Genomic DNA, 23023 nt, shown 5'->3' on the forward strand with positions numbered 1-23023 from the left:
CCACTCTAACCCGAAGGGCCTGACGCATGCCGCAACCGTTCATATTCCGTACCGTCGAGCTGGATGGCCAGACCCTCCGCACGGCGGTACGTCCCGGCAAGCCTCACTTGACGCCCTTGCTGATTTTCAACGGCATCGGCGCCAACCTGGAGCTGGTGTTTCCATTTGTCGCGGCGCTGGACCCGGATCTGGAAGTGATCGCCTTCGACGTGCCCGGTGTCGGCGGCTCCTCGACGCCCAATCGGCCCTACCGTTTTCCTGGCCTGGCCAAACTGACGTCACGGATGCTCGATTATCTCGACTACGGTCAGGTCAATGTGATCGGCGTGTCGTGGGGCGGCGCGCTCGCGCAGCAATTCGCCTACGACTACCCCGAGCGCTGCAAGAAACTGGTGCTGGCGGCGACCGCTGCCGGTGCCGTGATGGTGCCGGGCAAACCGAAGGTGCTGTGGATGATGGCCAGCCCCAGGCGCTACATCCAGCCGTCGCATGTGATCCGCATCGCGCCGATGATCTACGGCGGCTCGTTTCGCCGCGACCCAACGCTGGCTGCCAGCCATGCCGCGAAAGTGCGTTCGGCGGGCAAGCTCGGTTACTACTGGCAACTGTTCGCCGGCCTTGGCTGGACCAGCGTTCACTGGCTGCACAAGATCAATCAACCGACGCTGGTGCTGGCCGGCGACGACGATCCGCTGATCCCGTTGGTCAATATGCGCATGCTCGCCTGGCGAATTCCCAACGCCCAATTGCACATCATCGATGACGGCCATCTGTTCCTGATTACCCGTGCCGAAGCTGTGGCACCGATCATCATGAAATTCCTCCAGGAGGAACGTCAGCGAGCGGTGATGCACCCGCACCCGACACCGCAGGGCGGTTAATCGCTGCGGCAGGCTTTATGCAAGGCCTTGTACAGAGTGCGCGGCAGGACGCCGCGCAGGCAGCAACCCACAACAGCGTCTATGGTGTTCTGGTTCGGTGAGTTTGTTTTTGGCCTGAAGACGAAGGAGTGTTGAGTCATGCGCGACAAACCAGCGACGGGCGTAGTGCCAAGCCCAGCGGTGTTCATCAACGCACAAAGTGCGATCACCGGTTTGCGCGGTCGGGATCTGATCTCGACGCTGCGCAGCGTCGCCGCCCACGGTCTGCGCAACCCGATCCACAGCGCCAGGCACGCCCTGAAACTGGGTGGCCAACTCGGTCGTGTGCTGCTCGGCGAGACCCTGCATCCCACCAATCCGCAGGACAGCCGCTTTGCCGATCCGGCGTGGAGCCTCAATCCGTTTTATCGACGCAGTCTGCAGGCGTATCTGGCCTGGCAGAAGCAGGTCAAGAGCTGGATCGACGACAGCAACATGAACCCGGAGGACCGCGCCCGCGCCCACTTCGCCTTCACCCTGCTCAACGACGCCGTGGCGCCGTCCAACACCCTGCTCAACCCGCTGGCGATCAAGGAGCTGTTCAACTCCGGCGGCAACAGTCTGGTGCGCGGCCTCAGTCATTTGTTCGATGATCTGCTGCACAACGATGGCCTGCCACGGCAGGTGACCCGTCAGGCTTTCGAAGTCGGTAAAACGGTTGCCACCACACCAGGCTCGGTGGTGTTTCGCAACGAGATGCTCGAGCTTATCCAGTACAAGCCGATGAGCGAAAAACAGTACGCCAAGCCGCTGCTGGTGGTGCCGCCGCAAATCAACAAGTACTACATTTTCGACCTCAGCCCGCAGAACAGCTTCGTGCAGTACGCCCTGAAGAACGGCCTGCAGACGTTCATGATCAGCTGGCGCAACCCGGATGTGCGCCACCGGGAGTGGGGCTTGTCGACGTATGTCGAGGCCGTGGAAGAAGCGATGAACGTGTGCCGGGCGATCACCGGCGCCCGCGAGGTCAACCTGATGGGCGCCTGCGCCGGCGGCCTGACCATCGCCGCACTGCAAGGTCATTTGCAGGCCAAGCGGCAATTGCGCCGCATCTCCAGCGCCACCTACCTGGTCAGCCTGCTCGACAGCCAGATCGAAACCCCGGCCACGCTGTTTGCCGATGAGCAGACCCTCGAAGCCGCCAAGCGTCGCTCCTATCAAAAAGGCGTGCTGGATGGTCGCGACATGGCCAAGGTGTTCGCCTGGATGCGCCCGAACGATTTGATCTGGAGCTACTTCGTCAACAATTACCTGTTGGGCAAGGAGCCGCCAGCCTTCGACATTCTCTACTGGAACAACGACAACACCCGTCTGCCGGCAGCCTTGCATGGCGACCTGCTGGATTTCTTCAAGCACAACCCGCTGACCCACCCAGGCGGGCTGGAAGTGTGCGGCACGCCGATTGACCTGCAGAAAGTCACGGTCGACAGCTTCAGCGTCGCCGGCATGAACGACCACATCACGCCATGGGATGCGGTGTATCGCTCAACCCTGTTACTGGGTGGCGACCGGCGTTTCGTGCTGTCCAACAGCGGCCATGTGCAGAGCATTCTCAACCCGCCCAGCAACCCGAAAGCCGCGTATGTCGAGAACGGCAAGATGAGCAGTGATCCACGCGCCTGGTACTACGACGCCAAACACGTCGAGGGCAGTTGGTGGCCGAAGTGGCTGGAATGGATTCAGCAGCGCTCGGGCGCCCAGCACGAAACCCAGATGACCCTCGGCAACCCGAACTACCCACCGATGGAGGCAGCACCCGGTACCTACGTGCGTGTGCGCTGACGCCTAACCGAACTTTTCTAAGAAGACTGGATGAAAACCCGCGACCGGATTCTCGAATGTGCTCTGCAATTGTTCAACGAAAAGGGCGAGCCGAACGTTTCCACCATGGAAGTTGCCAACGAAATGGGGATCAGCCCCGGCAACCTCTACTACCACTTTCACGGCAAGGAACCGCTGATACTCGGGCTGTTCGATCGCTTCCAGAATGAACTGGCACCGCTGCTGGATCCACCGCCGGACGTCGAGCTGGCGCCGGAGGATTACTGGCTGTTTTTGCATTTGATCGTCGAGCGGCTGGCGCAGTACCGGTTCCTGTTTCAGGACCTGTCGAACCTGGCGGGGCGATTGCCGAAACTGGCGAAAGGCATTCGTCATCTGCTCAATGCGTTGAAGCGCACGCTGGCGTCGTTGCTGGCGCGGTTGAAGGCTTCGGGGCAGTTGGTCAGTGATACCCAGGCGTTGGGGCAACTGGTGGAGCAGATCACCATGACGTTGCTGTTTTCGCTGGATTATCAGCGGATTCTGGATCGCGAAGGCGAGGTTCGCTTGGTCGTGTACCAGATCATGATGCTGGTGGCGCCGCATTTGTTGCCGCCGGTGAAGGTGGCGACTGAGCGGATGGCTCTTCAGTATCTTGAAGATCATGACTGACTTCAAAAGTCCCTCACCCTAGCCCTCTCCCGGAGGGAGAGGGGACTGATCGGGGAATGCTTGAGATTTACGCCGACCTGATAGTGCGTTTCCGAATCCGTAATCGATAAGGTCTTTCAGGTCGATGTATAGCGAAAGACACCTCGGTCGGCCCCCTCTCCCTCCGGGAGAGGGCTGGGGTGAGGGTCAGCTTTAAAAACGGCACAAACAAAAAACGCCCGACCTTCACAGGCCGGGCGTTTTGTTTTGCCCTGAAAAATCAGGACTGACTGGTTGGCGTCGACGGCGTCGATGCAGCAGTCGGGGTTGCAACCGGAGTTGGTGCAGCGGCGGAGTTCGACGCGCTGGCCGGGGTTGCCGGGGTCGCAGGCTTGGCTGCTGGAGCGGCCGGTTTTGGCGCAGCGGCTTTCGGCGCGGCCGGTTTTTTCACTGCCGGCTTCTTCGCTGCAGCCGGTTTGGCTGCTGGCTTGGCGGCAGCGGTTTTCGCGGCTGGCTTGGCGGCTGCTTTTGCAGCAGGTTTGGCAACCGACTTGGCAGCGGTCTTGGCAGCAGCAACCGGTTTGGCCGCTGCTTTTGCAGCAGGTTTGGCGGCCGCCGTTTTCGCTACGGATTTAACCGCAGCCTTCGCCTTCGCGACAGGTTTGGCAGCTGCTTTGGCCAATGGCTTGGCCGCGGTTTTGGCTGCTGGCTTGGCCGCTGCAGTTTTAGCTGCCGGTTTTGCCGCAGCGGTTTTCGCCGCGACAGGACGCGCCTTCTCGCCGGTGAGTTTTTCGATCTGCTTGGTCAAGGTTTCAACCTTGCTGTGCAGGGCCTTGACCTCATTGCGGCTTGGTACGCCCAGGCGCGAAATCGCGCTGTTCAGGCGCTTGTCGAAAGCCCCTTCGAGCTCGTCCCACTTGCCCAGCGCGCGATCTTTCACGCCGCTGATGCGAGACTTGGCAGAAGAAGCAGAATCCTTGGCGGCATCGACTTTTTTGCCGACTACCGACTTGGTGAGCTTCTCGGCTTTCTCGCCGTCTTTGACCAATGTATCGAAGAGCTTGCTGCCGTCAGTGTCGATCTTCGAGTACACGCCTAAACCAGCCAGCCAGATTTTGCGGGAGTAGTCTTCGACTTTCCCAATCCACGAGCTGCCTTCTTTATCGGTGTTCTTTTTACCAGCCATCCCGTTCTCCTTAAGATTTACGCGCGACGCGTTCGAGCAATGCCGTCAGCTCATCGAGCTTAGCAGAGAGTGTCTCAACGTCATGTTTAGACGGAATGCCGATACGATTCAAGGCGCTTGCTACACGGGTGTCGAACGCCTTCTCGACCTTGTCCAGCTGAACTTCAACGCGACCTTTGAAAGAACTGACTTCATCCCGGGCTTCGTCGATTTCGGCATTGGCCGCTTCGAGTTTTTCGGTGACGACTTTTTTGCCTTTCTTTTCAACAGTTTGACCAGCCTTGATCAACTCTTGAAAGTACTCGCCGCCCTCCTGGCCAACCTTGGCGTAGGCACCCAGGCCTGCCAGCCAGATCTTGCGGGCATAGGATTTGACGTCGCTCAGAGCAGAAGTCGAAGCGTCGATTTTTTTCTTCAAAATTACTTTGGCCATGGTGCACCTCACGCGCAGAAGGTTTGAGGAACTGCCCGCGCAAGTGTCGGGCTCAGGCACAAAGTAAGTAGAAAAATTAGAAACGGCACCCTAACAACTGACATAAACAGCAGGGGCACCCCAAAACAAATGTGGGAGCGAGCCTGCTCGTGAATACGGCGTATCAGTCAATAGTTGAGTCGACTGACACACCGCTTTCGCGAGCAGGCTCGCTCCCACAGGAGATCTCGGTTTATCGAAAAATCGCGATCAGACCAGCGCTTTATCGAGGGCTTTCTCGATCTCGGCTTTGATCATGCCGCTCATGGCCGACATCATCAGGCCCAGTTCCACGTCGACGCGGATCGAGTCATCACCAACATGCACCGCGCCTTTGACACCCGAGCGCTTGAGATTCAATACGTCGCCCGACCATTGCGGCTCCAGGCCGTATTGTTCATTAAGCTTTTTGGCCAGTTTGTCGGCCTTCTCACGGGCGGCTTCCTTGCCCAGGCTGTGGGCACGCTCAACACTGATTTTGGCCATTGGGTGGCTCCTTCTTTTTGAATACAGCTATGAATGCTTGTCGGTAAATCTTGACCGCATCTGCGGCAAATCGTCCCGAAGGTTGCTCATCTTACCTTTAGCCATTCCAAGACAAAGCATGCCTTGGGGATTAGAATGTCGCGCATTCTCTTTTGGTGACAGCGATATGACTGATCAGCGCAAAGGCAGCGATGCCGAACCCACCACTCACTTCGGCTTCAAAAACGTTCCGGAAAGCCAGAAAGCGGAAAAAGTCGCTGAGGTGTTCCACTCCGTAGCCGCCAAGTACGACTTGATGAACGACCTTCTGTCGGGCGGCATGCACCGTTTGTGGAAGCGTTTCGCGATTGAGCTGTCGGGCGTGCGCAGCGGTAATCGCGTGCTCGACATCGCCGGCGGCACCGGTGACCTGACCAAAAAGTTTTCGCACCTCGTTGGCCCGACCGGCCAGGTGGTGTTGGCCGACATCAACGAATCCATGCTCAGGGTCGGCCGTGACCGCCTGCTGGATCTGGGTGTGGCGGGCAACGTCGAATTCGTCCAGGCCGACGCAGAAAAACTGCCTTTCCCGGACAATCATTTCGACTGCGTCACGATCGCTTTCGGCCTGCGCAACGTGACGCACAAGGAAGACGCCCTGCGTTCGATGCTGCGCGTGCTCAAGCCCGGCGGTCGTCTGCTGGTGCTGGAATTCTCCAAGCCGACCAACGCGCTGATGTCCAAAGCCTACGACGCTTACTCGTTCGCCTTCATGCCGCTGATGGGCAAGCTGATCACCAACGACTCGGAAAGCTATCGTTACCTGGCCGAATCGATCCGCATGCACCCGAATCAGGAAACCCTGAAATCGATGATGGTCGAGGCCGGTTTTGACCGCGTGACCTATCACAACATGACCGCAGGCATCGTCGCCCTGCACCGCGGCATCAAGCCCTGATGCTGCTCACCGGGCTGCTCGCCAGCGTTGAACTCGGCCTGAACCGGGTGCTGCGTCTCGACAGCACGGCGCTGCCGCGGCTGGCGCATTTGACCGGCAAGGTGATTGCCGTCGATTGCCGCAGTCCGGCGCTGCAGCTGTTCATTTTGCCCAGCGACGAAGGCCTGATGCTGGCCTCGCACTGGGAAACCGGCGTCGATTGCACCCTGCGTGCGCCGGCGTCCAGCCTGCTGAAACTGGCCCTGAGCAAAGACAAGACCGCGGTGCTGCATGCCCCGGAAGTCGAGCTCGATGGCGACAGTGGCGTGCTGCTGGAGCTGGCCGGCGTGCTGCAGGATCTTGAGCTGGACTGGGAGTACGAACTCTCGCGCTGGCTCGGCCCGGTTGCCACGCAACTGGTTGGCGGTCATCTGCGCAGCCGCGCGCGCTGGTATCAACAAGGATTTGCCAGCCTCAACCAGAACCTCGCCGAATACCTCGCCGAAGAATCGCGCACCCTCGTCGGGCAGCGCGAAGCCGAAGCGCGGTTCAGCGAACTGGACCGGATCAAACTTGATCTGGAACGTCTCGAGGCGCGTTTCGAGCGCCTTTCCCGATCCCTCGACCCAAGCGATAACGCATGAAGCTGCTCGCCGTCCGCCGTCTGCTGCGCATCCAGTCCGTCGTGATCCGCTACCGCCTCGATGACCTGCTGTTCGATCTGCCGCTGCCCTGGTTTCTCCTGGCGCTGCGTTATGTGCTGCCGTGGCGCTGGTTCCCGCGCAAGACGCTGGAGCTGAGCCGAGGCGCGCGATTGCGTCTGGCATTGCAGGATCTGGGGCCGATTTTCATCAAGTTCGGGCAGATTCTCTCGACCCGCCGCGACCTCTTGCCCGAAGACATCGCCGATGAGCTGATGCTGCTGCAAGACCGCGTGCCGCCGTTCGACTCGCAGCTGTCGATCAAGCTGATCGAAGAGCAGCTCGGCAAGAAGATCAGCGAAGTGTTCAGCCGTTTCGACGTCCAGCCGCTGGCTTCGGCCTCGGTGGCGCAGGTGCATGCCGCGCAGCTGAAAACCGGCGAAGAAGTGGTGGTCAAGGTGATCCGCCCGGGCCTGAAGCCAATCATCGCGCAGGATCTCGCATGGCTGTTCATCCTCGCCCGCGCGGCTGAAAAACTGTCAGCCGACGCGCGTCTGTTGCACCCGGTGGACGTGGTGCAGGACTACGAAAAAACCATCTACGACGAACTCGACCTGCTGCGCGAAGCCGCCAACGCCAGCCAGTTGAAGCGCAACTTCGAAGGTTCGCCGCTGCTCTACGTGCCGCAGGTCTATTGGGACTGGTGCCGGCCGAAAGTGCTGGTGATGGAGCGCATTTACGGCATTCAGGTGACCGATCTGGCGACCCTCGCCGATCAGCGCACCGACATGAAAATGCTTGCCGAACGCGGCGTGGAGATCTTCTTCACCCAGGTGTTCCGCGACAGTTTCTTCCACGCCGACATGCACCCGGGCAACATCTTTGTCAGCACCGTTAACCCGTGGAGCCCGCAGTACATCGCGATCGACTGCGGCATCGTCGGCAGCCTGACCCCGGAAGACCAGGATTATCTGGCACGCAATCTGTTCGCGTTCTTCAAGCGCGACTACCGCCGCGTGGCCCAGTTGCACATTGATTCGGGCTGGGTGCCGGCAGAAACCAAGCTCAACGAATTCGAAGCGGCGATCCGCACCGTGTGCGAACCGATCTTCGAAAAACCGTTAAAAGATATTTCATTCGGCCAGGTGTTGATGCGCCTGTTCCAGACGGCGCGGCGCTTCAACATGGAAGTGCAGCCGCAGTTGGTTTTGCTGCAAAAGACCTTGCTGAACATCGAAGGCCTCGGCCGTCAGCTCTATCCCGATCTGGATCTGTGGAACACTGCGCAGCCGTTCCTTGAGCGCTGGATGCGCGAGCGAGTCAGCCCGAAAGCCTTGCTCGGCAACGTGCAGAGCCAGTTCGAACAACTGCCGCACCTGGCCAACATGGCCCGCGATCTGCTCGAGCGCATGTCCCAGCCACACGCCTACGACCCACCGCCGCCGTGGCACAAACGCAAGGACGACTGGTTCCTGCGGCTGCTCGGTTGTGCCCATCTGGCGGGCGGTGCGATTCTCGCCGCCGGTGGGCCGATGCTCGAATTGGCGCATTGGCCAGCAGGCATCATGGTGGCTGTCGGTTTGTATCTGGTCGTTCGCCGATAGCACGAATCAGCTGCAAGTTATAAGCTGCGAGCTGCAAGCCTGACGATACTGAAACACCGCAATCTGCTTTTACTTGCAGCTTGAAGCTCAAAGCTTTTACCTGCGTTTCGGGAATTGAAGATGAACAACTGGCTGGACGAGATCAAATGGGACGCTGATGGCCTGGTGCCGGCGATTGCCCAGGATCACAAGACCGGACGCGTGCTGATGATGGCGTGGATGAACCGCGAAGCGCTCGAGCTGACCGCCGCGGAAAACCGTGCAATCTACTGGTCACGTTCCCGTGGCAAGCTGTGGCGCAAGGGCGAAGAGTCCGGCCACATACAGACCTTGCATGAAATGCGTCTGGACTGTGACGCCGACGTGATCATTCTGATGGTCGAACAGATCGGCGACATCGCTTGCCATACCGGCCGTCAAAGCTGCTTTTACCGCGTATTCGAAAACGGCGACTGGAAAACGGTCGACCCGGTGCTGAAAGACCCGCACGCTATCTATTCCGCAGGACACAAACATGAGTGACACTCTGACGCGCCTCGCTCAGGTACTTGAAGAGCGCAAAGGCGCAGCGGCCGACAGCTCGTATGTGGCCAGCCTGTATCACAAGGGCCTGAACAAGATTCTGGAGAAAGTCGGCGAAGAGTCGGTCGAAACCATTATTGCCGCCAAGGACGCTGCCATCAGCGGCGACTGCAGCGATGTGATCTACGAGACCGCCGACCTGTGGTTCCACAGCATGGTCATGCTCGCCCAACTGGGGCAGCATCCGCAGGCTGTACTGGATGAACTGGATCGCCGCTTCGGTCTGTCCGGACACGTCGAGAAAGCCTCGCGTCCGTCCGCCTGAACAATTTTTAGAGAGGAACAGCAACATGGGCATTTTTGACTGGAAACACTGGATCGTCATTCTGGTTGTCGTGGTGCTGGTGTTCGGCACCAAGAAACTGAAAAACCTCGGCACCGACGTCGGTGAGTCGATCAAGGGCTTTCGCAAAGCCATGAACGACGACGAGAAGCCAAACGTCGATCCGACCGTGACGCCTGCGCAACCGGTACCACCGGTGCAGCCGCAAGCCACCGCTCAGGCCAACCCGCCGCACACCATCGACGTGCAGGCGCAGAAAGTCGAAGAGCCGATCCGCAAAGACGTGTGAGCACTGACTAATGTTTGGTATCAGCTTCTCTGAACTGCTGCTCGTCGGCCTCGTCGCCCTGCTGGTGCTGGGCCCCGAGCGTCTGCCGGGTGCTGCGCGCACCGCCGGCCTGTGGGTCGGACGGCTGAAGCGCAGCTTCAACGCGATCAAACAGGAAGTTGAACGTGAAATCGGTGCCGACGAGATTCGTCGGCAACTGCACAACGAACATATTCTGTCGCTGGAGCAGGAGGCGCGGAAGATTTTCAATCCGGTTCAGCAAGAGCCGACGCCGGTTGAAGTTGAACATGTCGGACAGCAGACGATTCATGCGCCCGCTGCTCCTGCACCAGCCCCTGTTAAAGCTCCGACAGCATCGGTCCCCGCTGTGGCAGACACTTCGGTTGAACACGTAGCTCCGACAGCAGCGCCGATAACACCGGCCCCTCACGACCCAACATTGCCGCCGCGAGCCCCATGAGCGATCTCCCCGAAAACGACCAGCACATGCCGCTGGTATCGCACCTCACCGAGTTGCGCACCCGCCTGCTGCGTTGTGTGGCGGCGATTTTCATCATCTTCGCCGGGCTGTTCGCGTTCACCCAGCAGATCTACACCTTCGTCTCGACGCCGCTGCGCCAGTACTTGCCGGTCGGCGCGACGATGATCGCCACCGACGTGTCGTCGCCGTTCCTGACGCCACTGAAGCTGACGATGATGGTCTCGCTGTTCCTGGCGATCCCGGTGATCCTGCATCAGATCTGGGGGTTTATTGCGCCAGGCCTGTACAAGCATGAAAAGCGCATCGCGGTGCCGTTGCTGGTGTCCAGCATCCTGTTGTTCTACATCGGCATGGCGTTCGCCTATTACTTCGTGTTCCCGTTGATCTTCAAGTTCTTCGCTGCAGCCACGCCGGCCGGCGTGGAAATGATGACCGACATCGCCAGCTATCTCGATTTCGTCATGACGCTGTTCTTCGCCTTCGGCGTGGCATTCGAAATCCCCGTGGCCGTGGTGCTGCTGGTGTGGATCGGTGTAGTCGACGTCGCCTACCTGAAGAAGATCCGCCCGTACGTGATCATCGGTTGCTTCGTGGTCGGCATGATCCTGACGCCGCCGGACATCTTCTCGCAGACCCTGCTGGCCGTGCCGATGTGGATGCTGTTTGAGATCGGCATCCTGTTCGGTGGCCTGATCAGCAAACGCGAACGCCCGGACGAGCATCCGGCCGACGATCACAACGACCAGCCGCCAGCGACCCAGGCATGAACCTGTTGTTGCTCGAGGAGGCCGACTTCATTGCGGCCGACCGTGTGGTGCTGCGTGATCGACGCCTGACACACATGCAGGAAGTCCATCGCTCGGAAGTCGGTGACAGCCTGCGGGTCGGGCGCATCAATGGGCTGATGGGTTCGGCTGAACTGTTGCGGCTGGAGGCGGGTGAAGCGGAGCTGCGCGTCACCCTCGATCAGCCGCCGCCGGCCAAGCTGCCGCTGACTTTGGTGCTGGCCCTGCCGCGCCCGAAGATGTTGCGACGCGTGTTTCAGACCGTGGCGACCATGGGCGTGTCGAAGGTGATTCTGGTCAACAGCTACCGCGTCGAGAAAAGCTTCTGGCAGACGCCGTTTCTTGAACCGGCAGCGATTCGCGAGCAATTGATCCTGGGCCTCGAACAGGCGCGCGACACGGTGCTGCCAGAGATCGTCATCGAGAAACGCTTCAAGCCTTTTGTCGAAGATCGACTGCCGATGATCACTGAAGGTACCCTCGGCCTGGTCGGCCATCCCGGTAACTATCCGCCATGCCCTCGCGCCCTGAGCGAACCGGTGACCCTGGCCATTGGCCCGGAAGGTGGCTGGATTCCCTACGAAATCGACCTGCTGGCCAAGTCCGGCCTGCAACCGGTGCAGCTCGGCGATCGCATCCTGCGCGTCGAAACCGCCGTGACCGCCCTCCTCGCCCGCCTTTTCTAAACCGACACCTCGCTACAAAATCTCGATTTTTTGTAGACAAACGGTGTTACAGAATGCCATCACTCGGCCGATACAGCTCCCATAAGTCCAATTAGTGGTTCAAGGGAGTCGTCGCATGTACCGTTGGTTAGCCGAGAGTCTTGGAAACGTCAGCGTCAAACGCAAACTGGGAATCGGTTTCGGCCTGGTGCTGTTGCTGACGTTATTGATCACCTTTACCGGCTGGACCGGCATGAGCGGCATCATCAGCCGCGGCGACAAGCTCGGGTTCATCTCCAGCCTTAACGAGCTGACCAAGGACCTTCGACTGGCACGCCTGGACTATGAAGCGCGCCGTGGCGAACAAGGCCCGGGCACGGTCAACGAACTGCTGAGCAAACTCGACAGCGGTCTGCAAACCGCTCGCAGCCTGATCGAACAACCGTCCGATGCCGCCATGGTCGATCAGCAACTGGCCGCCGTTGCCGAATACAAACGCGCCTTCGCCGATATGGCCCAGGCCACCGTGCAGCGCGAAGACGCCCGCAGCAAGCTGGGCGCCAACGCCGACAACGCTGTAGCCAAAGTCTCCGAAGTCGAAAAATCAATGCTGCAGGGTGACAGTGTTGCGCAGTTCAACAGCGTGATCGAGCTGAGCAAACTGCTGCAACAGGCGCGCTATCAAGTGCGCGGCTACACCTACAGCGGCAAGGCCGAAGCAGAGCAACCGGCTCTGGCTGCCATCGACAATGCCCTGAAAAATCTCGAAAGCCTGCCTTCGCAACTGCCGGAACAGCACATCGCCAACCTGCAACAGGCCACCGACTCGATCAAGGCCTATCGCGCGGCGGTCGCTCAGTTCCGCGATTCGCAGGTCACCAGTGCCACGTCACAGGCGCGCATGTCTGCTCAGGGCGACATTCTGATCGACCTCAGCAAGAAGCTGACGGCTTCGCAAACGGTCGTGCGCGACACCGATGCCGCCCACGCCAAGAACATGCTGTTGATCGCCACCCTGCTGGCCTTGGCCTTCGGCTTGCTGGCCGCTTGGGCGATCACCCGGCAGATCATCATTCCGCTGAACCAGACCCTGAAAGTCGCGGAACGTGTAGCTGCCGGCGATCTGACCCACAATCTGGTCTCGCTGCGCCGCGACGAACTCGGCCAGCTGCAACGCTCCATGCAGAGCATGACCCAGGGCCTGCGTGAGCTGATCGGCGGGATCAGCGAGGGCGTAACCCAGATCGCCAGCGCCGCTGAAGAACTGTCGGCGGTGACCGAGCAGACCAGCGCCGGGGTCAACAATCAGAAGATCGAGACCGATCAGGTTGCCACGGCCATGAACGAAATGACCGCCACCGTGCAGGAAGTCGCGCGTAACGCCGAAGAGGCCTCAGAAGCCGCCGTCGCCGCCGACCAACAGGCCCGCGAAGGCGACAAGGTGGTTGGCGAAGCAATCGCCCAGATCGAACGTCTGGCCGTTGAAGTCGGCAACTCCACCACAGCCATGGGCGAGCTCAAGCGCGAAAGCGACAAAATCGGCAGCGTGCTCGACGTGATCAAATCCGTGGCCCAGCAAACCAACCTGCTGGCGCTCAACGCTGCGATTGAAGCGGCGCGTGCCGGTGAAGCCGGACGTGGTTTCGCGGTGGTTGCCGATGAAGTGCGCAGCCTCGCACAGCGCACTCAGAAGTCCACAGAAGAGATCGAAGAGCTGATCGTCGGCCTGCAAAACGGCACCCAGCAAGTGGCGACGATCATGGACAACAGCCGGAGCCTCACCGATAGCAGCGTCGAGCTGACCCGCCGGGCCGGTGGTTCACTGGAAAGCATCACGCGCACGGTGTCGGCGATTCAGGCGATGAACCAGCAGATTGCTGCGGCGGCTGAACAGCAGAGCGCGGTGGCGGAAGAGATCAACCGTAGCGTGCTGAACGTACGCGATGTGTCGGATCAGACATCGGCGGCAAGTGAAGAGACAGCGGCGTCCAGCGTTGAGCTGGCGCGGTTGGGGACGCACTTGCAGACGCTAGTGGGACGCTTCAAGGTTTGAGGTGATTCAGTTGCCTCGGTTCGCTGAGGACCGAGGTGATGCTATCGCTGGCAAGCCAGCTCCCACAGGTTTGTAGTCGATCACAAGGTGTGTGTTCAGCCGATTCACAGTGGAAGCTGGCTTGCCAGCGATGGCGTCCGAGAGGACGCCGAAGTTACAGGACCTGGCGTAGAAAAGCCTGCGCCCGCGGATCCTTCGGCGCATCAAAGAACTCCGCTGGCGAGGCATCCTCCAGCAACTTGCCGTGATCGAAGAACAGCACCCGATCCGCCACTTCCCGGGCAAAACCCATTTCGTGGGTGACGCACACCATGGTCATGCCTTCCACGGCCAGGTTCTTCATCACATCCAGCACTTCGCCGACCATTTCCGGGTCGAGGGCCGATGTCGGCTCATCGAACAACATCACCTTCGGTTCCATCGCCAACGCCCGGGCAATCGCCACGCGCTGCTGCTGACCACCGGACAGGCGTGACGGAAACTCGTTGGCCTTCTGCGCGATTCCGACCTTTTCCAGCAATGCCATAGCCTTGGCTTCGCGCTCTTTCTTGCCGCGCTTGCGCACGACCTTCTGTGCCAGACAGAGGTTTTCCAGCACGGTCATGTGCGGGAACAGATTGAAATGCTGGAACACCATGCCGACTTCGCGGCGGTAGGCGTTGACGTCGGTTTTCGGGTCGGCCAGTTGCAGACCGTCGATGCTCACCGAGCCGGAATCGAACTCTTCCAGGCCATTGAGACAACGCAGGAAGGTCGACTTGCCGGAACCGGACGGGCCGATCACTACCAGCACTTCGCCCTTGGCGACCGAGGTGCTGACGTTATCCACCGCGCGGACCACTTGCCCACGGGTGTCGAAGACTTTTACCAGATCGCGGACTTCAATCACTTTGCGCGAGCCTCCGCTCAAGCCGGCTGGCGATTTTCGACAGCGGCAGGTTGATCAACAGGTACAGACCGGCAACACAGAACAGAATCTCGAACGGCGAAAACGACGTGGTGATGACTTCACGGCCGCTTTTGAGCAGCTCGGTGATGGCGATCACCGACACCAGCGAGGTGTCCTTGACCAGACTGATGAACTGCCCGGCCAGCGGCGGCAGCACTCGTTTGAACGCTTGCGGCAGCACGACGTGGCGCATCGACTGACCGGCGCTCAGCCCGAGCGAACGCGCGGCTTCGTTCTGGCCCCGGGCAATCGACTGCACGCCGGAACGGATGATCTCGGCCACGTACGCGCCTGTGAACAGCGACAACGCGGCGATCCCGGCAAACTCCCGGGACAGGTTCATCACCGTGCCGATGAAGAAGTAGAAAATGAAAATCTGTACCAGCAGCGGTGTTCCGCGGACCAGTTCGACGTAGATGCTCGACAGGTCGCGCAGGGTCGGGTTGCTCGACAAGCGGCACAGCCCGGTGACCAGACCGATCAGCAAACCGAGAACGCCGGAGACCACCGACAGCCAAAGCGTGGTCCACAGCCCCCATAACAGCGGCCCTGCCGCCCAATGCCGAGTAACACCCACGACGTCGCCTTCAGCCACGTCGTCGCCCTGAGCGAATTGCAGGCTGTTCTCGTCGACGGTCAGGTGCTGTTCGTCGCCCGCGTCGTTGCGCAGGGTGACTTCAGCGCTGCTGCCTTTGCGCACCAGTTCAATGACGGTGGAGATGTCCGTGGCGCGCTGGGTGTCTTCGGCTTGATAGGCGAAGTACTGCGGCACACGGTTCCAGCGCCATTCGTAGGACATCAGCGACGTGGCGTAATACAACGCGCCCGCCAGACCGATCAACACCAGCACGGTGAGGACGTGCCAGGGCCATTGGGCTTTTTTATGTTTCATTGCAGGTTCCGGGATTGGTGTTGCCCTGGAGGGCCTCTTCGCGAGCAAGCTCGCTCCCACAGGATCAGTGCCGGACACAAAATCTGTGTTCACCTGAATCACTGTGGGAGCGAGCTTGCTCGCGAATGGTGCGACTCGGTCTGTCTGACCGAGTGCTATTCCATGTCCTTGAGCCACTCGGTGTTCTTGAACCACTTGTCATGGATGCGATCGTAGGTGCCGTCTTCGTGGATCTGGTGCAGGAAGTTGTTGATGAAGTTGAGGCTGTCGTAGTCGCCCTTCTTCAGGCCGAAGGCCAACGGCTCGTAGGTGAACGGCTTGTCGAGGAACACCAGTTTGCCTGCACCGACCTTGGTCACCGCCACGACGTTATACGGCGCGTCGTAGATGAAGGCGTCGGCCTTGCCGTTGACCACGTCGAGCACGGCTTCCTGCTCGTTGTCGTAGCCGTGGTACTTGGCTTTGGAGATCAGCTTCTTGGCGACCATCTCACCGGTGGTGCCGAGCTTGGAGGTGATGCGGTAGTCGGCGGTGTTCAGGTCTTTATAGGACTTGATGGTGCCTTCCAGCTCCTTGCGGATGAGCAAGGTCTGGCCAACCACGATGAACGGTTCGCTGAAGTTCAGGCGCAGGTTGCGTTCCTGAGTCAGAGTCATGCCGCTGCCGATCATGTCGAACTTGTCGGTCATCAGCGCCGGGATGATGCCGTCGTAACCGGTGGAGACCAGCTCCAGTTTGACGCCCATGGCCTTGGTCATGGCTTTGAGGATATCGACTTCGAAGCCGATGATTTCACCGCGCTTGTTGGTCATCTCGAACGGCATGTAGGTCGGATCCATGCCGACTTTCAAGGTGCCGCGCTTGACCGCGTCATCGATTGCGCCCGCGTGTGCCGCATTGACTGCAACCAGTGCCGTGACGCCGACCAGCAGCATCGACAGATACTTCTTCATCTTCAAGTCCCCAAAACCATTGCGTTTGCGGCGCGAAAACCAACAGTGACGGGCAAAAAAGCCCGGGCGCGCCAATTCGGGGACGGATGCTAACGCACTCGTTCTTTTGCACAAGGGTTAATGGGGGATTTGTTTGACAATCAAGGGCAGCCATAAAAAAACCCCGCTACATCAGCGGGGTCTCTTCATCAGGCCGGTTGAGCCTGCATGCTCAGCGGTCGCAGCGGCAGCAACGGCGCATGCGGATCGGCTTTCACCGAGGCCCGCCATGCGTCCAGCCACTCGGCATGGCCTTCGCCCCAAACCTGCTCGTGCAAGCGCGCCAGAGCAACCGGGTCGCTCAGCAGTTGCAAGCGATCATGGTTATTCAGCCCGGCAGGGCCAACCTTGATCGCGTGACGCACACGCTCCTGACGCAGCCACTCAATCGGCTCGGCCTGACCGTGACGGGAGGTCGCCAGCGAGCACGCCAAAGCGTTCTGCTGCGGATCGACCACCGCGCGCACGAAGCCGTCGTTCAGTGCGTGCCAGCGATTTTCGTGGGTGTACTGATCGGTGGCCTGCAGCGCCTGTGGCGGATTGTATTCCTCAGGGATGAGGAACAGGCTCTCGTCACGGGATTTGAGGCCCAGACCGACACGGCTGGAAATCACCGACACGGGAATCGACAGCATCAACGAACCCACGATCGGCACCAGCCACCAAAGGAAGCTCGGGTTCAGCCAGATCACCAGCAAGGCCCAGAAGAAGCCCAACAGGGTCTGCGGACCGTGGCGTTTGACCGCCTCGCTCCATGGCGTGGAATCGTCGTCACGCTGCGGCGAGTTCCAGGTCGCGGCCCAGCCGAGGAACGCGGCCAGAACGAAACGGGTGTGGAAAATCATCCGCACCGGCGCCAGCAGCATGGAGAACAGCATCTCCAGCAGCATCGACAGGGTCACCTTGAACTTGCCACCGAACTCTTTCGCGCCCTTGGCCCAGATCAGGATGATGCTCAACAGTTTCGGCAGGAACAGCAGCACGATGGTTGTCGAGAACAGCGCGATCGCCTTCTCCGGGTGCCATTGTGGCCACAGTGGATAGAGTTGACGCGGTTCAAGGAAGTACTGCGGCTCCATCAAGGTGTTCACCGCCAGCAGCGCAGTCGACAACACCAGGAAGAAGAACCACAACGGCGCCGACAGGTACGACATCACGCCGGTCAGGAATACCGCACGGTGTACCGGGTGCATGCCCTTGACCAGGAACAGTCGAAAGTTCATCAGGTTGCCGTGGCACCAGCGACGGTCACGCTTGAGTTCGTCGAGCAGGTTGGGCGGCAACTCTTCGTAACTGCCCGGCAGGTCGTAGGCAATCCACACGCCCCAACCGGCACGACGCATCAGCGCGGCTTCAACAAAGTCGTGAGACAGGATCGCACCGGAGAACGCCCCTTTACCCGGCAACGGCGCCAGGGCGCAGTGGTCGATAAACGGCTTCATGCGGATGATCGCGTTGTGCCCCCAGTAGTGGGATTCACCCAACTGCCAGAAGTGAAGGCCGGCAGTAAACAGCGGGCCGTACACACGGGTCGCGAACTGCTGCATGCGCGCATACAGGGTGTCCATCCCCGACGCACGCGGCGCGGTCTGGATGATCCCGGCGTCCGGCGTGGCTTCCATCAAGCGCACCAGACTGGTCAGGCACTCGCCGCTCATGACCGAGTCGGCGTCAAGGACGACCATGTACTTGTAGTCACCGCCCCAACGACGGCAGAAGTCGTCAAGGTTGCCGCTCTTGCGCTTCACGCGACGACGACGGCGACGGTAGAAGATCTTGCCGAAGCCCTTGGCTTCGCGGCAGACGTCCAGCCAGGCCTGTTGTTCGGCCACGCAGATGTCGGAGTCGTTACTGTCGCTGAGCACGAAGAAGTCGAAACGATCCAGATCACCGGTAGCGGCGACCGATTCGAAGGTTGCACGCAAACCGGCGAATACACGCGGCACGTCTTCGTTGCAGATCGGCATCACCAGTGCGGTACGCGCCTCTTTGGCAATCGGCTCGTTGCCGGCGCTTTTACCGGAGATGCGGTACTTATCGTGACCGGTGAGCAGCTCGAGGAAGCCCATCAGCGCGGTCCAGAAACCGGCCGAAACCCAGCAGAACAGAATCCCGAACAGAATCAGGATGCTGGTTTGCAGCGCATACGGCAGCACTTGCGTGGCGGTTTGCAGCAGTGGCTGATGCAGGACTTCATCCAGATCAACGAACGACCAGCCTTGGTACGGCATGATGCCTTTCATGTACCAGCCGGCGACGATGGTCTGACCCAGCATCAGCACCAGCAAGATGTAGCGACGGATCGAACCCACCGTGCGCCAGCGCGCCGCCGGCAGGACGTTCTCGTCCTTGGGCGGTTGCGGCGGGTTGGTGCGGCCAGTCAAGCGGCGCCAGCCGCGCACCAGAATATTGGTGCGCCACGGCTCCGGCACGACTTTGGTCCGACGGATCGGTGGCGTTGCCTTGAGGCTGACCCGACCGCTGGCGTCGAGCACCAGCATTTCCGCTTCTTCAAGCTCTTCAGCGGTGCTCAGTGTTAGGCGCTTGCCCACCGAAGCCTGGGCGGCTTCGGCAGGGGCGTCGAACGTCGAGGACGACAGGCGTTCATGCAGCTCGCTGAACGACTGGCAGCCCGCGAGTTCCGCGCGCTGCTCGTCGGTCATCGGCAGATGCGCCAGGTACTCGGACAGAGTCTCTGGCTGTACTTGAGAGTTACTCATCGGCAGGCAACTGATAGCTCCAGGTCTCGGTCAGGACTTCTTCAGTCGGTGCCGATTCCGGTGTGGCTGTGGCCGCGTCCGCAGCGACTGGCTGCTTGGCGTCTTTGTTGGCCTTGTCCTTGGCATCTGCGGCTGGCTTGGCTTCAGCCTGTTTGGCCTCGGCTGCCTTGGCTTCCTTGTCGAGTTTCTCTTGTTGCTTGGCGGCAACTTTGTCGGCCTTGGCAACGGAGGAGTTGGACGCAGGCACCGAAGACTTGGCCAGATCCGCCGTAACGATTGGCTGCACCAGAGCGGCACGCATCTCGGTCGCCTTGCTCGCGTCCTTGATCTTCATGCGCAGGGTCAAACGCCAGCCCTTGGTTTCAGGGTTGTAACGCACGCTGTTCTCGACCAGCTCGGCATTGTCGCCAACGCTGACCTGGCTGCGAACGTCCGCATCCGGGGCCAGAGCCGCCAGCGATGGACCTTCGAAGTCGACCAGATAAGCAACGCTGCCGTCCGGCTGACGGATCAGGTTCGATTGCTTGACGTCACCGGTGGAGCGCAGAGTCTGCGCAACCCAGGCGCTGTCCGGCGCGTGAATCGCCGCTTCGTCCATGGTCCAGTGCATGCGATAGGCGAAGTCGAGTGGTTGACCTGGCTCCGGCAATTTTTCCGGGCTCCAGAACGCAACGATGTTGTCGTTGGTTTCGTCGGCGGTTGGAATTTCGACCAGATCGACGGTGCCTTTGCCCCAGTCGCCCTTCGGCTCGATCCAGGCGCTTGGGCGCTTGTCGTAGCGGTCGTCGAGGTCTTCGTAGTGGCTGAAGTCACGGCCACGTTGCAGCAAGCCAAAACCACGCAGGTTTTCGACGCTGAAGTTGCTCACGGCCAGGTGTTTCGGGTTGTTCAGCGGACGCCAGATCCACTCGCCGTTGCCAGCATGGATCGACAGGCCGCTGGAGTCGTGCAGTTCACGACGGTAGTTGAGGACTTTCGACGGCTGGTTGGCGCCGAACAGGAACATGCTGGTCAGCGGTGCGATGCCCAGTTTGCCAACCTTGTCTCGCAGGAACATCTGCGCTTTGACGTCGACAACGGTGTCGCTGCCAGGGCGCAGGATCAGACGGTAGGCACCGGTAGCGCGCGGCGAATCAAGCAGGGCGAAGATCACCAGATGCTTGTCGCCCGGTTTCGGCTGCTGAATCCAGAACTCGCGAAAACGCGGGAATTCTTCACCCGACGGCAACGCGGTATCGATCGCCAGGCCGCGGGCCGACAGACCGTAGGTGTGGCCCTTGCCGACGACGCGGAAGTAGCTCGCGCCGAGCATGGTCATGATTTCGTCTTGCTTGTCGGCCTTGTTGATCGGGTACAGCACACGGAAACCGGCATAACCCAGTTGCTCGGTGGCTTTTGGATCAAACTTCAGGTCGCCAAAATCGAAGCGAGTCGGATCGTATTTGATCTCATCGACGCTGTTGGCGGTGATTTCGTTGATTTTCACCGGCGTATCGAAGTGCATACCCTGGTGATAGAAGGAGAGCTTGAACGGCGTCTTCTTATCAGCCCACTCAGCCTTTTCGGTGAGGAAGCGGATTTTCTGATAGTCCGCGAATTTCATGTCGCGGAATTCGTTCGGCAGGTTGCTGCGCGGGGCTTCGAACTTCTGCCCGGCCAGCTCTTTAGCCTTGGCCGACACATCGTCAAGATTGAACGCCCAAAGCTGACCGGCGCTGAGCAGGCACAGGAGCGCCGAACCCGCTACCAGAGCACTTCGCATGCGTTTGGCAGACATTTTTGCTGCATTACAGGGACTAACAATCACGAGCAACCCTCGCCGAAAACAGATCAATAAACCAACGGCCAGATGAAGTGCCTGTGGGGTTTTGGGCTTCGAAAAGCCGACCTTCCAGCACACTCTTGCCAAGTTGGCGAGCATTGTTCCGACTCCGCTGGGGCAAAATGATTCCCCAATCGGATCCGGACAAGTCTCTACCTAAGTCAAAACGGACCAACGAACGCCGATCCCCGTAGCGCGCGATTATCTAGTAGCCCGCATGACAACGCATCAGGGGTAACAAAGTATTTATCGCGAAAAATGCCTGTTTACAGTCGAAACGCCTTGAAAAAGATGTTTCAAGCGCTTTCAGGCCTGTAACAGGAAGGTTACCGGGCCATCATTGACCAGATGCACCTGCATATCCGCGCCGAATCTACCTGATGCCACAGTGCCATGCATCAGTTTCGCTTTGCCTAATAGATAGTCGAACAACTCTTCGCCAAGGGCCGGAGGTGCAGCGCTCGAAAAACTCGGGCGCAATCCACTTTTTGTGTCGGCAGCCAGGGTGAACTGAGAGACCAGCAGCAACCCACCGCCAACATCGGCGAGAGACAAATTCATCTTGCCCTCGGCGTCGCTGAATACCCGATAGTTAAGCAGCTTATGCAGAAGTTTGTCGGCGCTGGCACGCGTGTCGTCGGGTTCTACCGCTACCAGCACCAGCAAGCCTTGATCGACCGCGCCAACCACCTCGCCCGCCACTTCCACTCGCGCACCCCGCACGCGCTGTAAAAGCCCCTTCATGCTTCTTCGGGCGGCAGATCGAGCAGACGACGCGCCATATTGCCCGCCGCGCGCACCAGCGCATCAGTGATGCCCGGTTCGGATGCGGCGTGGCCGGCGTCGCGGATCACTTGCAATTCGCTGTTCGGCCAGGCCTGGTGCAATTCCCAGGCGTTGTCGAGCGGGCAGATCACGTCGTACCGACCGTGGATGATCACGCCCGGCAGATGAGCGATCTTGCCCATGTCACGAATCAACTGGTTCGGTTCAAGGAAGGCATTGTTGGTGAAGTAGTGACATTCGATGCGCGCAATCGACAGCGCACGCTGCGGCTCGGAAAAGCGATCGACCACCAGCGGATTCGGCCGCAGCGTCGCGGTGCGCCCTTCCCAGGTCGACCAGGCCTTGGCTGCATGCATCTGGGCGATCTGGTCGTTACCGATCAGGCGCTTGTGGAAGGCACCGAGCAAGTCATCGCGCTCGTCCAGTGGGATAGGCGCGATGTAGTCCTGCCAGTAATCGGGGAACAGGCGGCTGGCACCCGCCTGATAGAACCACTCGATTTCCTGCGGACGGCAAAGAAAGATCCCACGCAGGATCAGACCGTGAACACGCTCCGGATGGGTTTGCGCGTAGGCCAGCGCCAGGGTCGAACCCCACGAACCGCCGAACAGCACCCATTTATCGATGCCCAGGTGCTTGCGGATGCGCTCAAGGTCAGCGACCAGATCCCAGGTGGTGTTGTTTTCGAGGCTGGCGTGCGGGGTGGAGCGTCCGCAGCCACGCTGGTCGAAGGTGACGATGCGATAAAGATTCGGATCGAAATAGCGACGGCTCTGGGCGTCGCAACCGGCGCCCGGACCACCATGGATGAACACGACCGGCAAGCCTTCCGGTGAGCCGCTTTCGTCGACGTACAGCGTATGGGTATCATCGACAGCCAGATCGTGCCGGGCGTGAGGTTTGATCTGCGGAAACAAAGTCTGCATTGCGCGCTCCGTAAGGGGTCGAGGTCATCCCTGGGGGGACTTCTATTATTCTGCCGTTTGGCATCATAAACCCGAATTACGTCAATGAGCATGCCTGTGCGCTGTCGCCGTCTGTCCGCCATAAACCAAAGCGGTTTTGAGCCACACAGAAAACCTGTGGG

Annotated in this window: 23 protein-coding genes and 1 pseudogene; 14 read left to right on the plus strand and 10 right to left on the minus strand. The window is 59.9% G+C overall.

Annotated elements, in window-relative coordinates; all coding sequences use genetic code 11:
• Positions 1–26: 26 nt before the first annotated feature.
• The 3 genes from phaZ (at position 27) to AB4P91_RS03395 (ending at position 3353) form a co-directional block, all read left to right on the plus strand.
• Positions 27–881, plus strand: coding sequence for a poly(3-hydroxyalkanoate) depolymerase (phaZ, locus tag AB4P91_RS03385; protein ID WP_395604317.1), 855 nt, complete (start codon positions 27–29; stop codon positions 879–881).
• A 138-nt stretch (positions 882–1019) separates the two neighbouring features.
• On the plus strand, positions 1020–2702 hold the full coding sequence (gene phaC / locus AB4P91_RS03390; RefSeq protein ID WP_395604318.1) for a class II poly(R)-hydroxyalkanoic acid synthase: 1683 nt from the start codon (positions 1020–1022) through the stop codon (positions 2700–2702).
• Between the two features lie 30 nt (positions 2703–2732).
• Complete coding sequence (locus AB4P91_RS03395) at positions 2733–3353, plus strand: TetR/AcrR family transcriptional regulator (protein ID WP_042557251.1); 621 nt, start codon at positions 2733–2735, stop codon at positions 3351–3353.
• 259 nt (positions 3354–3612) lie between these two features.
• On the opposite strand, the gene AB4P91_RS03400 is transcribed toward AB4P91_RS03395, so the two are convergent.
• The 3 genes from AB4P91_RS03400 to AB4P91_RS03410 form a co-directional block, all read right to left on the minus strand.
• Positions 3613–4518 (minus strand): phasin family protein, encoded by a 906-nt coding sequence (locus AB4P91_RS03400; protein WP_150596827.1) that lies wholly within the window; start codon positions 4516–4518, stop codon positions 3613–3615.
• 10 nt (positions 4519–4528) lie between these two features.
• Entirely contained in the window at positions 4529–4951 is a 423-nt protein-coding gene (locus AB4P91_RS03405; RefSeq protein ID WP_047299389.1) for a phasin family protein, read from the minus strand.
• A 249-nt stretch (positions 4952–5200) separates the two neighbouring features.
• A complete protein-coding gene (locus AB4P91_RS03410) occupies positions 5201–5476 on the minus strand; it encodes a polyhydroxyalkanoic acid system family protein (protein WP_042557248.1) in 276 nt (91 codons plus the stop codon).
• Positions 5477–5642: 166 nt separating this feature from the next.
• Between AB4P91_RS03410 and ubiE the strand changes: the two genes are divergently transcribed.
• The 11 genes and pseudogenes from ubiE (at position 5643) to AB4P91_RS03465 (ending at position 13775) form a co-directional block, all read left to right on the plus strand.
• Positions 5643–6413, plus strand: coding sequence for a bifunctional demethylmenaquinone methyltransferase/2-methoxy-6-polyprenyl-1,4-benzoquinol methylase UbiE (gene ubiE / locus AB4P91_RS03415; protein WP_395604319.1), 771 nt, complete (start codon positions 5643–5645; stop codon positions 6411–6413).
• A complete protein-coding gene (locus AB4P91_RS03420; RefSeq protein WP_042557247.1) occupies positions 6413–7036 on the plus strand; it encodes an SCP2 domain-containing protein in 624 nt (207 codons plus the stop codon). Before ubiE ends, AB4P91_RS03420 begins: the two co-directional genes overlap by 1 nt.
• Positions 7033–8637, plus strand: coding sequence for a ubiquinone biosynthesis regulatory protein kinase UbiB (gene ubiB, locus AB4P91_RS03425; RefSeq protein ID WP_150593927.1), 1605 nt, complete (start codon positions 7033–7035; stop codon positions 8635–8637). The genes AB4P91_RS03420 and ubiB overlap by 4 nt, the downstream gene beginning before the upstream one ends.
• Before the next feature lie 120 nt (positions 8638–8757).
• The gene (gene hisI, locus AB4P91_RS03430) at positions 8758–9159 is read left to right on the plus strand and encodes a phosphoribosyl-AMP cyclohydrolase (RefSeq protein ID WP_150593926.1); all 402 of its coding nucleotides are present in this window, start codon (positions 8758–8760) and stop codon (positions 9157–9159) included.
• Positions 9152–9484, plus strand: coding sequence for a phosphoribosyl-ATP diphosphatase (locus AB4P91_RS03435; RefSeq protein ID WP_003220849.1), 333 nt, complete (start codon positions 9152–9154; stop codon positions 9482–9484). Before hisI ends, AB4P91_RS03435 begins: the two co-directional genes overlap by 8 nt.
• Positions 9485–9509: 25 nt before the next feature.
• Entirely contained in the window at positions 9510–9791 is a 282-nt protein-coding gene (locus AB4P91_RS03440; RefSeq protein ID WP_042557245.1) for a twin-arginine translocase TatA/TatE family subunit, read from the plus strand.
• A 10-nt stretch (positions 9792–9801) separates the two neighbouring features.
• Entirely contained in the window at positions 9802–10251 is a 450-nt protein-coding gene (gene tatB / locus AB4P91_RS03445; RefSeq protein ID WP_395604320.1) for a Sec-independent protein translocase protein TatB, read from the plus strand.
• Complete coding sequence (gene tatC, locus AB4P91_RS03450; RefSeq protein ID WP_395604321.1) at positions 10248–11039, plus strand: twin-arginine translocase subunit TatC; 792 nt, start codon at positions 10248–10250, stop codon at positions 11037–11039. The genes tatB and tatC overlap by 4 nt, the downstream gene beginning before the upstream one ends.
• Entirely contained in the window at positions 11036–11743 is a 708-nt protein-coding gene (locus tag AB4P91_RS03455) for a 16S rRNA (uracil(1498)-N(3))-methyltransferase (RefSeq protein WP_150593922.1), read from the plus strand. Before tatC ends, AB4P91_RS03455 begins: the two co-directional genes overlap by 4 nt.
• A 232-nt stretch (positions 11744–11975) precedes the next feature.
• Positions 11976–12872 (plus strand): annotated as a pseudogene (locus AB4P91_RS03460) (methyl-accepting chemotaxis protein); the annotation flags it as partial.
• A 198-nt stretch (positions 12873–13070) separates the two neighbouring features.
• Complete coding sequence (locus tag AB4P91_RS03465; protein ID WP_395604937.1) at positions 13071–13775, plus strand: methyl-accepting chemotaxis protein; 705 nt, start codon at positions 13071–13073, stop codon at positions 13773–13775.
• A 154-nt stretch (positions 13776–13929) separates the two neighbouring features.
• Here the strand turns inward: AB4P91_RS03465 and AB4P91_RS03470 are convergent, their stop codons facing one another.
• The 7 genes from AB4P91_RS03470 to pip all read right to left on the minus strand — a co-directional run bounded on the left by AB4P91_RS03470 (position 13930) and on the right by pip (position 22862).
• Positions 13930–14664, minus strand: coding sequence for an amino acid ABC transporter ATP-binding protein (locus AB4P91_RS03470; protein ID WP_042557240.1), 735 nt, complete (start codon positions 14662–14664; stop codon positions 13930–13932).
• Positions 14657–15616 carry an amino acid ABC transporter permease gene (locus tag AB4P91_RS03475; RefSeq protein ID WP_395604322.1) on the minus strand — a complete coding sequence of 320 codons (960 nt, stop codon included), beginning with the start codon at positions 15614–15616 and terminating at the stop codon, positions 14657–14659. Before AB4P91_RS03475 ends, AB4P91_RS03470 begins: the two co-directional genes overlap by 8 nt.
• Positions 15617–15771: 155 nt before the next feature.
• Positions 15772–16569: a transporter substrate-binding domain-containing protein gene (locus tag AB4P91_RS03480; RefSeq protein ID WP_150593919.1), complete on the minus strand. Its 798-nt coding sequence runs from the start codon at positions 16567–16569 to the stop codon at positions 15772–15774.
• A 188-nt stretch (positions 16570–16757) separates the two neighbouring features.
• Positions 16758–19328, minus strand: coding sequence for a glucans biosynthesis glucosyltransferase MdoH (mdoH, locus tag AB4P91_RS03485; protein WP_395604323.1), 2571 nt, complete (start codon positions 19326–19328; stop codon positions 16758–16760).
• Entirely contained in the window at positions 19321–21105 is a 1785-nt protein-coding gene (locus tag AB4P91_RS03490; protein ID WP_191624040.1) for a glucan biosynthesis protein G, read from the minus strand. The genes mdoH and AB4P91_RS03490 overlap by 8 nt, the downstream gene beginning before the upstream one ends.
• Before the next feature lie 351 nt (positions 21106–21456).
• Positions 21457–21894 (minus strand): D-aminoacyl-tRNA deacylase, encoded by a 438-nt coding sequence (dtd, locus tag AB4P91_RS03495; protein WP_150593916.1) that lies wholly within the window; start codon positions 21892–21894, stop codon positions 21457–21459.
• Complete coding sequence (pip, locus tag AB4P91_RS03500) at positions 21891–22862, minus strand: prolyl aminopeptidase (RefSeq protein WP_150593915.1); 972 nt, start codon at positions 22860–22862, stop codon at positions 21891–21893. The genes dtd and pip overlap by 4 nt, the downstream gene beginning before the upstream one ends.
• Positions 22863–23023 lie beyond the last annotated feature (161 nt).

The organism is Pseudomonas sp. B21128 (assembly GCF_044218865.1).
Classification (GTDB): domain Bacteria; phylum Pseudomonadota; class Gammaproteobacteria; order Pseudomonadales; family Pseudomonadaceae; genus Aquipseudomonas; species Aquipseudomonas iridis.

Excerpts from the sequence above, each read along its gene's own strand:
- phaZ (WP_395604317.1), top strand. The coding sequence starts at position 27 with ATGCCGCAACCGTTCATATTCCGTACCGTCGAGCTGGATGGCCAGACC.
- phaC (WP_395604318.1), top strand. The coding sequence starts at position 1,020 with ATGCGCGACAAACCAGCGACGGGCGTAGTGCCAAGCCCAGCGGTGTTC.
- AB4P91_RS03395 (WP_042557251.1), top strand. The coding sequence starts at position 2,733 with ATGAAAACCCGCGACCGGATTCTCGAATGTGCTCTGCAATTGTTCAAC.
- AB4P91_RS03400 (WP_150596827.1), bottom strand. The coding sequence starts at position 4,518 with ATGGCTGGTAAAAAGAACACCGATAAAGAAGGCAGCTCGTGGATTGGG.
- AB4P91_RS03405 (WP_047299389.1), bottom strand. The coding sequence starts at position 4,951 with ATGGCCAAAGTAATTTTGAAGAAAAAAATCGACGCTTCGACTTCTGCT.
- AB4P91_RS03410 (WP_042557248.1), bottom strand. The coding sequence starts at position 5,476 with ATGGCCAAAATCAGTGTTGAGCGTGCCCACAGCCTGGGCAAGGAAGCC.
- ubiE (WP_395604319.1), top strand. The coding sequence starts at position 5,643 with ATGACTGATCAGCGCAAAGGCAGCGATGCCGAACCCACCACTCACTTC.
- AB4P91_RS03420 (WP_042557247.1), top strand. The coding sequence starts at position 6,413 with ATGCTGCTCACCGGGCTGCTCGCCAGCGTTGAACTCGGCCTGAACCGG.
- ubiB (WP_150593927.1), top strand. The coding sequence starts at position 7,033 with ATGAAGCTGCTCGCCGTCCGCCGTCTGCTGCGCATCCAGTCCGTCGTG.
- hisI (WP_150593926.1), top strand. The coding sequence starts at position 8,758 with ATGAACAACTGGCTGGACGAGATCAAATGGGACGCTGATGGCCTGGTG.
- AB4P91_RS03435 (WP_003220849.1), top strand. The coding sequence starts at position 9,152 with ATGAGTGACACTCTGACGCGCCTCGCTCAGGTACTTGAAGAGCGCAAA.
- AB4P91_RS03440 (WP_042557245.1), top strand. The coding sequence starts at position 9,510 with ATGGGCATTTTTGACTGGAAACACTGGATCGTCATTCTGGTTGTCGTG.
- tatB (WP_395604320.1), top strand. The coding sequence starts at position 9,802 with ATGTTTGGTATCAGCTTCTCTGAACTGCTGCTCGTCGGCCTCGTCGCC.
- tatC (WP_395604321.1), top strand. The coding sequence starts at position 10,248 with ATGAGCGATCTCCCCGAAAACGACCAGCACATGCCGCTGGTATCGCAC.
- AB4P91_RS03455 (WP_150593922.1), top strand. The coding sequence starts at position 11,036 with ATGAACCTGTTGTTGCTCGAGGAGGCCGACTTCATTGCGGCCGACCGT.
- AB4P91_RS03465 (WP_395604937.1), top strand. The coding sequence starts at position 13,071 with ATGACCGCCACCGTGCAGGAAGTCGCGCGTAACGCCGAAGAGGCCTCA.
- AB4P91_RS03475 (WP_395604322.1), bottom strand. The coding sequence starts at position 15,616 with ATGAAACATAAAAAAGCCCAATGGCCCTGGCACGTCCTCACCGTGCTG.
- AB4P91_RS03480 (WP_150593919.1), bottom strand. The coding sequence starts at position 16,569 with ATGAAGAAGTATCTGTCGATGCTGCTGGTCGGCGTCACGGCACTGGTT.
- mdoH (WP_395604323.1), bottom strand. The coding sequence starts at position 19,328 with ATGAGTAACTCTCAAGTACAGCCAGAGACTCTGTCCGAGTACCTGGCG.
- AB4P91_RS03490 (WP_191624040.1), bottom strand. The coding sequence starts at position 21,105 with ATGTCTGCCAAACGCATGCGAAGTGCTCTGGTAGCGGGTTCGGCGCTC.
- dtd (WP_150593916.1), bottom strand. The coding sequence starts at position 21,894 with ATGAAGGGGCTTTTACAGCGCGTGCGGGGTGCGCGAGTGGAAGTGGCG.
- pip (WP_150593915.1), bottom strand. The coding sequence starts at position 22,862 with ATGCAGACTTTGTTTCCGCAGATCAAACCTCACGCCCGGCACGATCTG.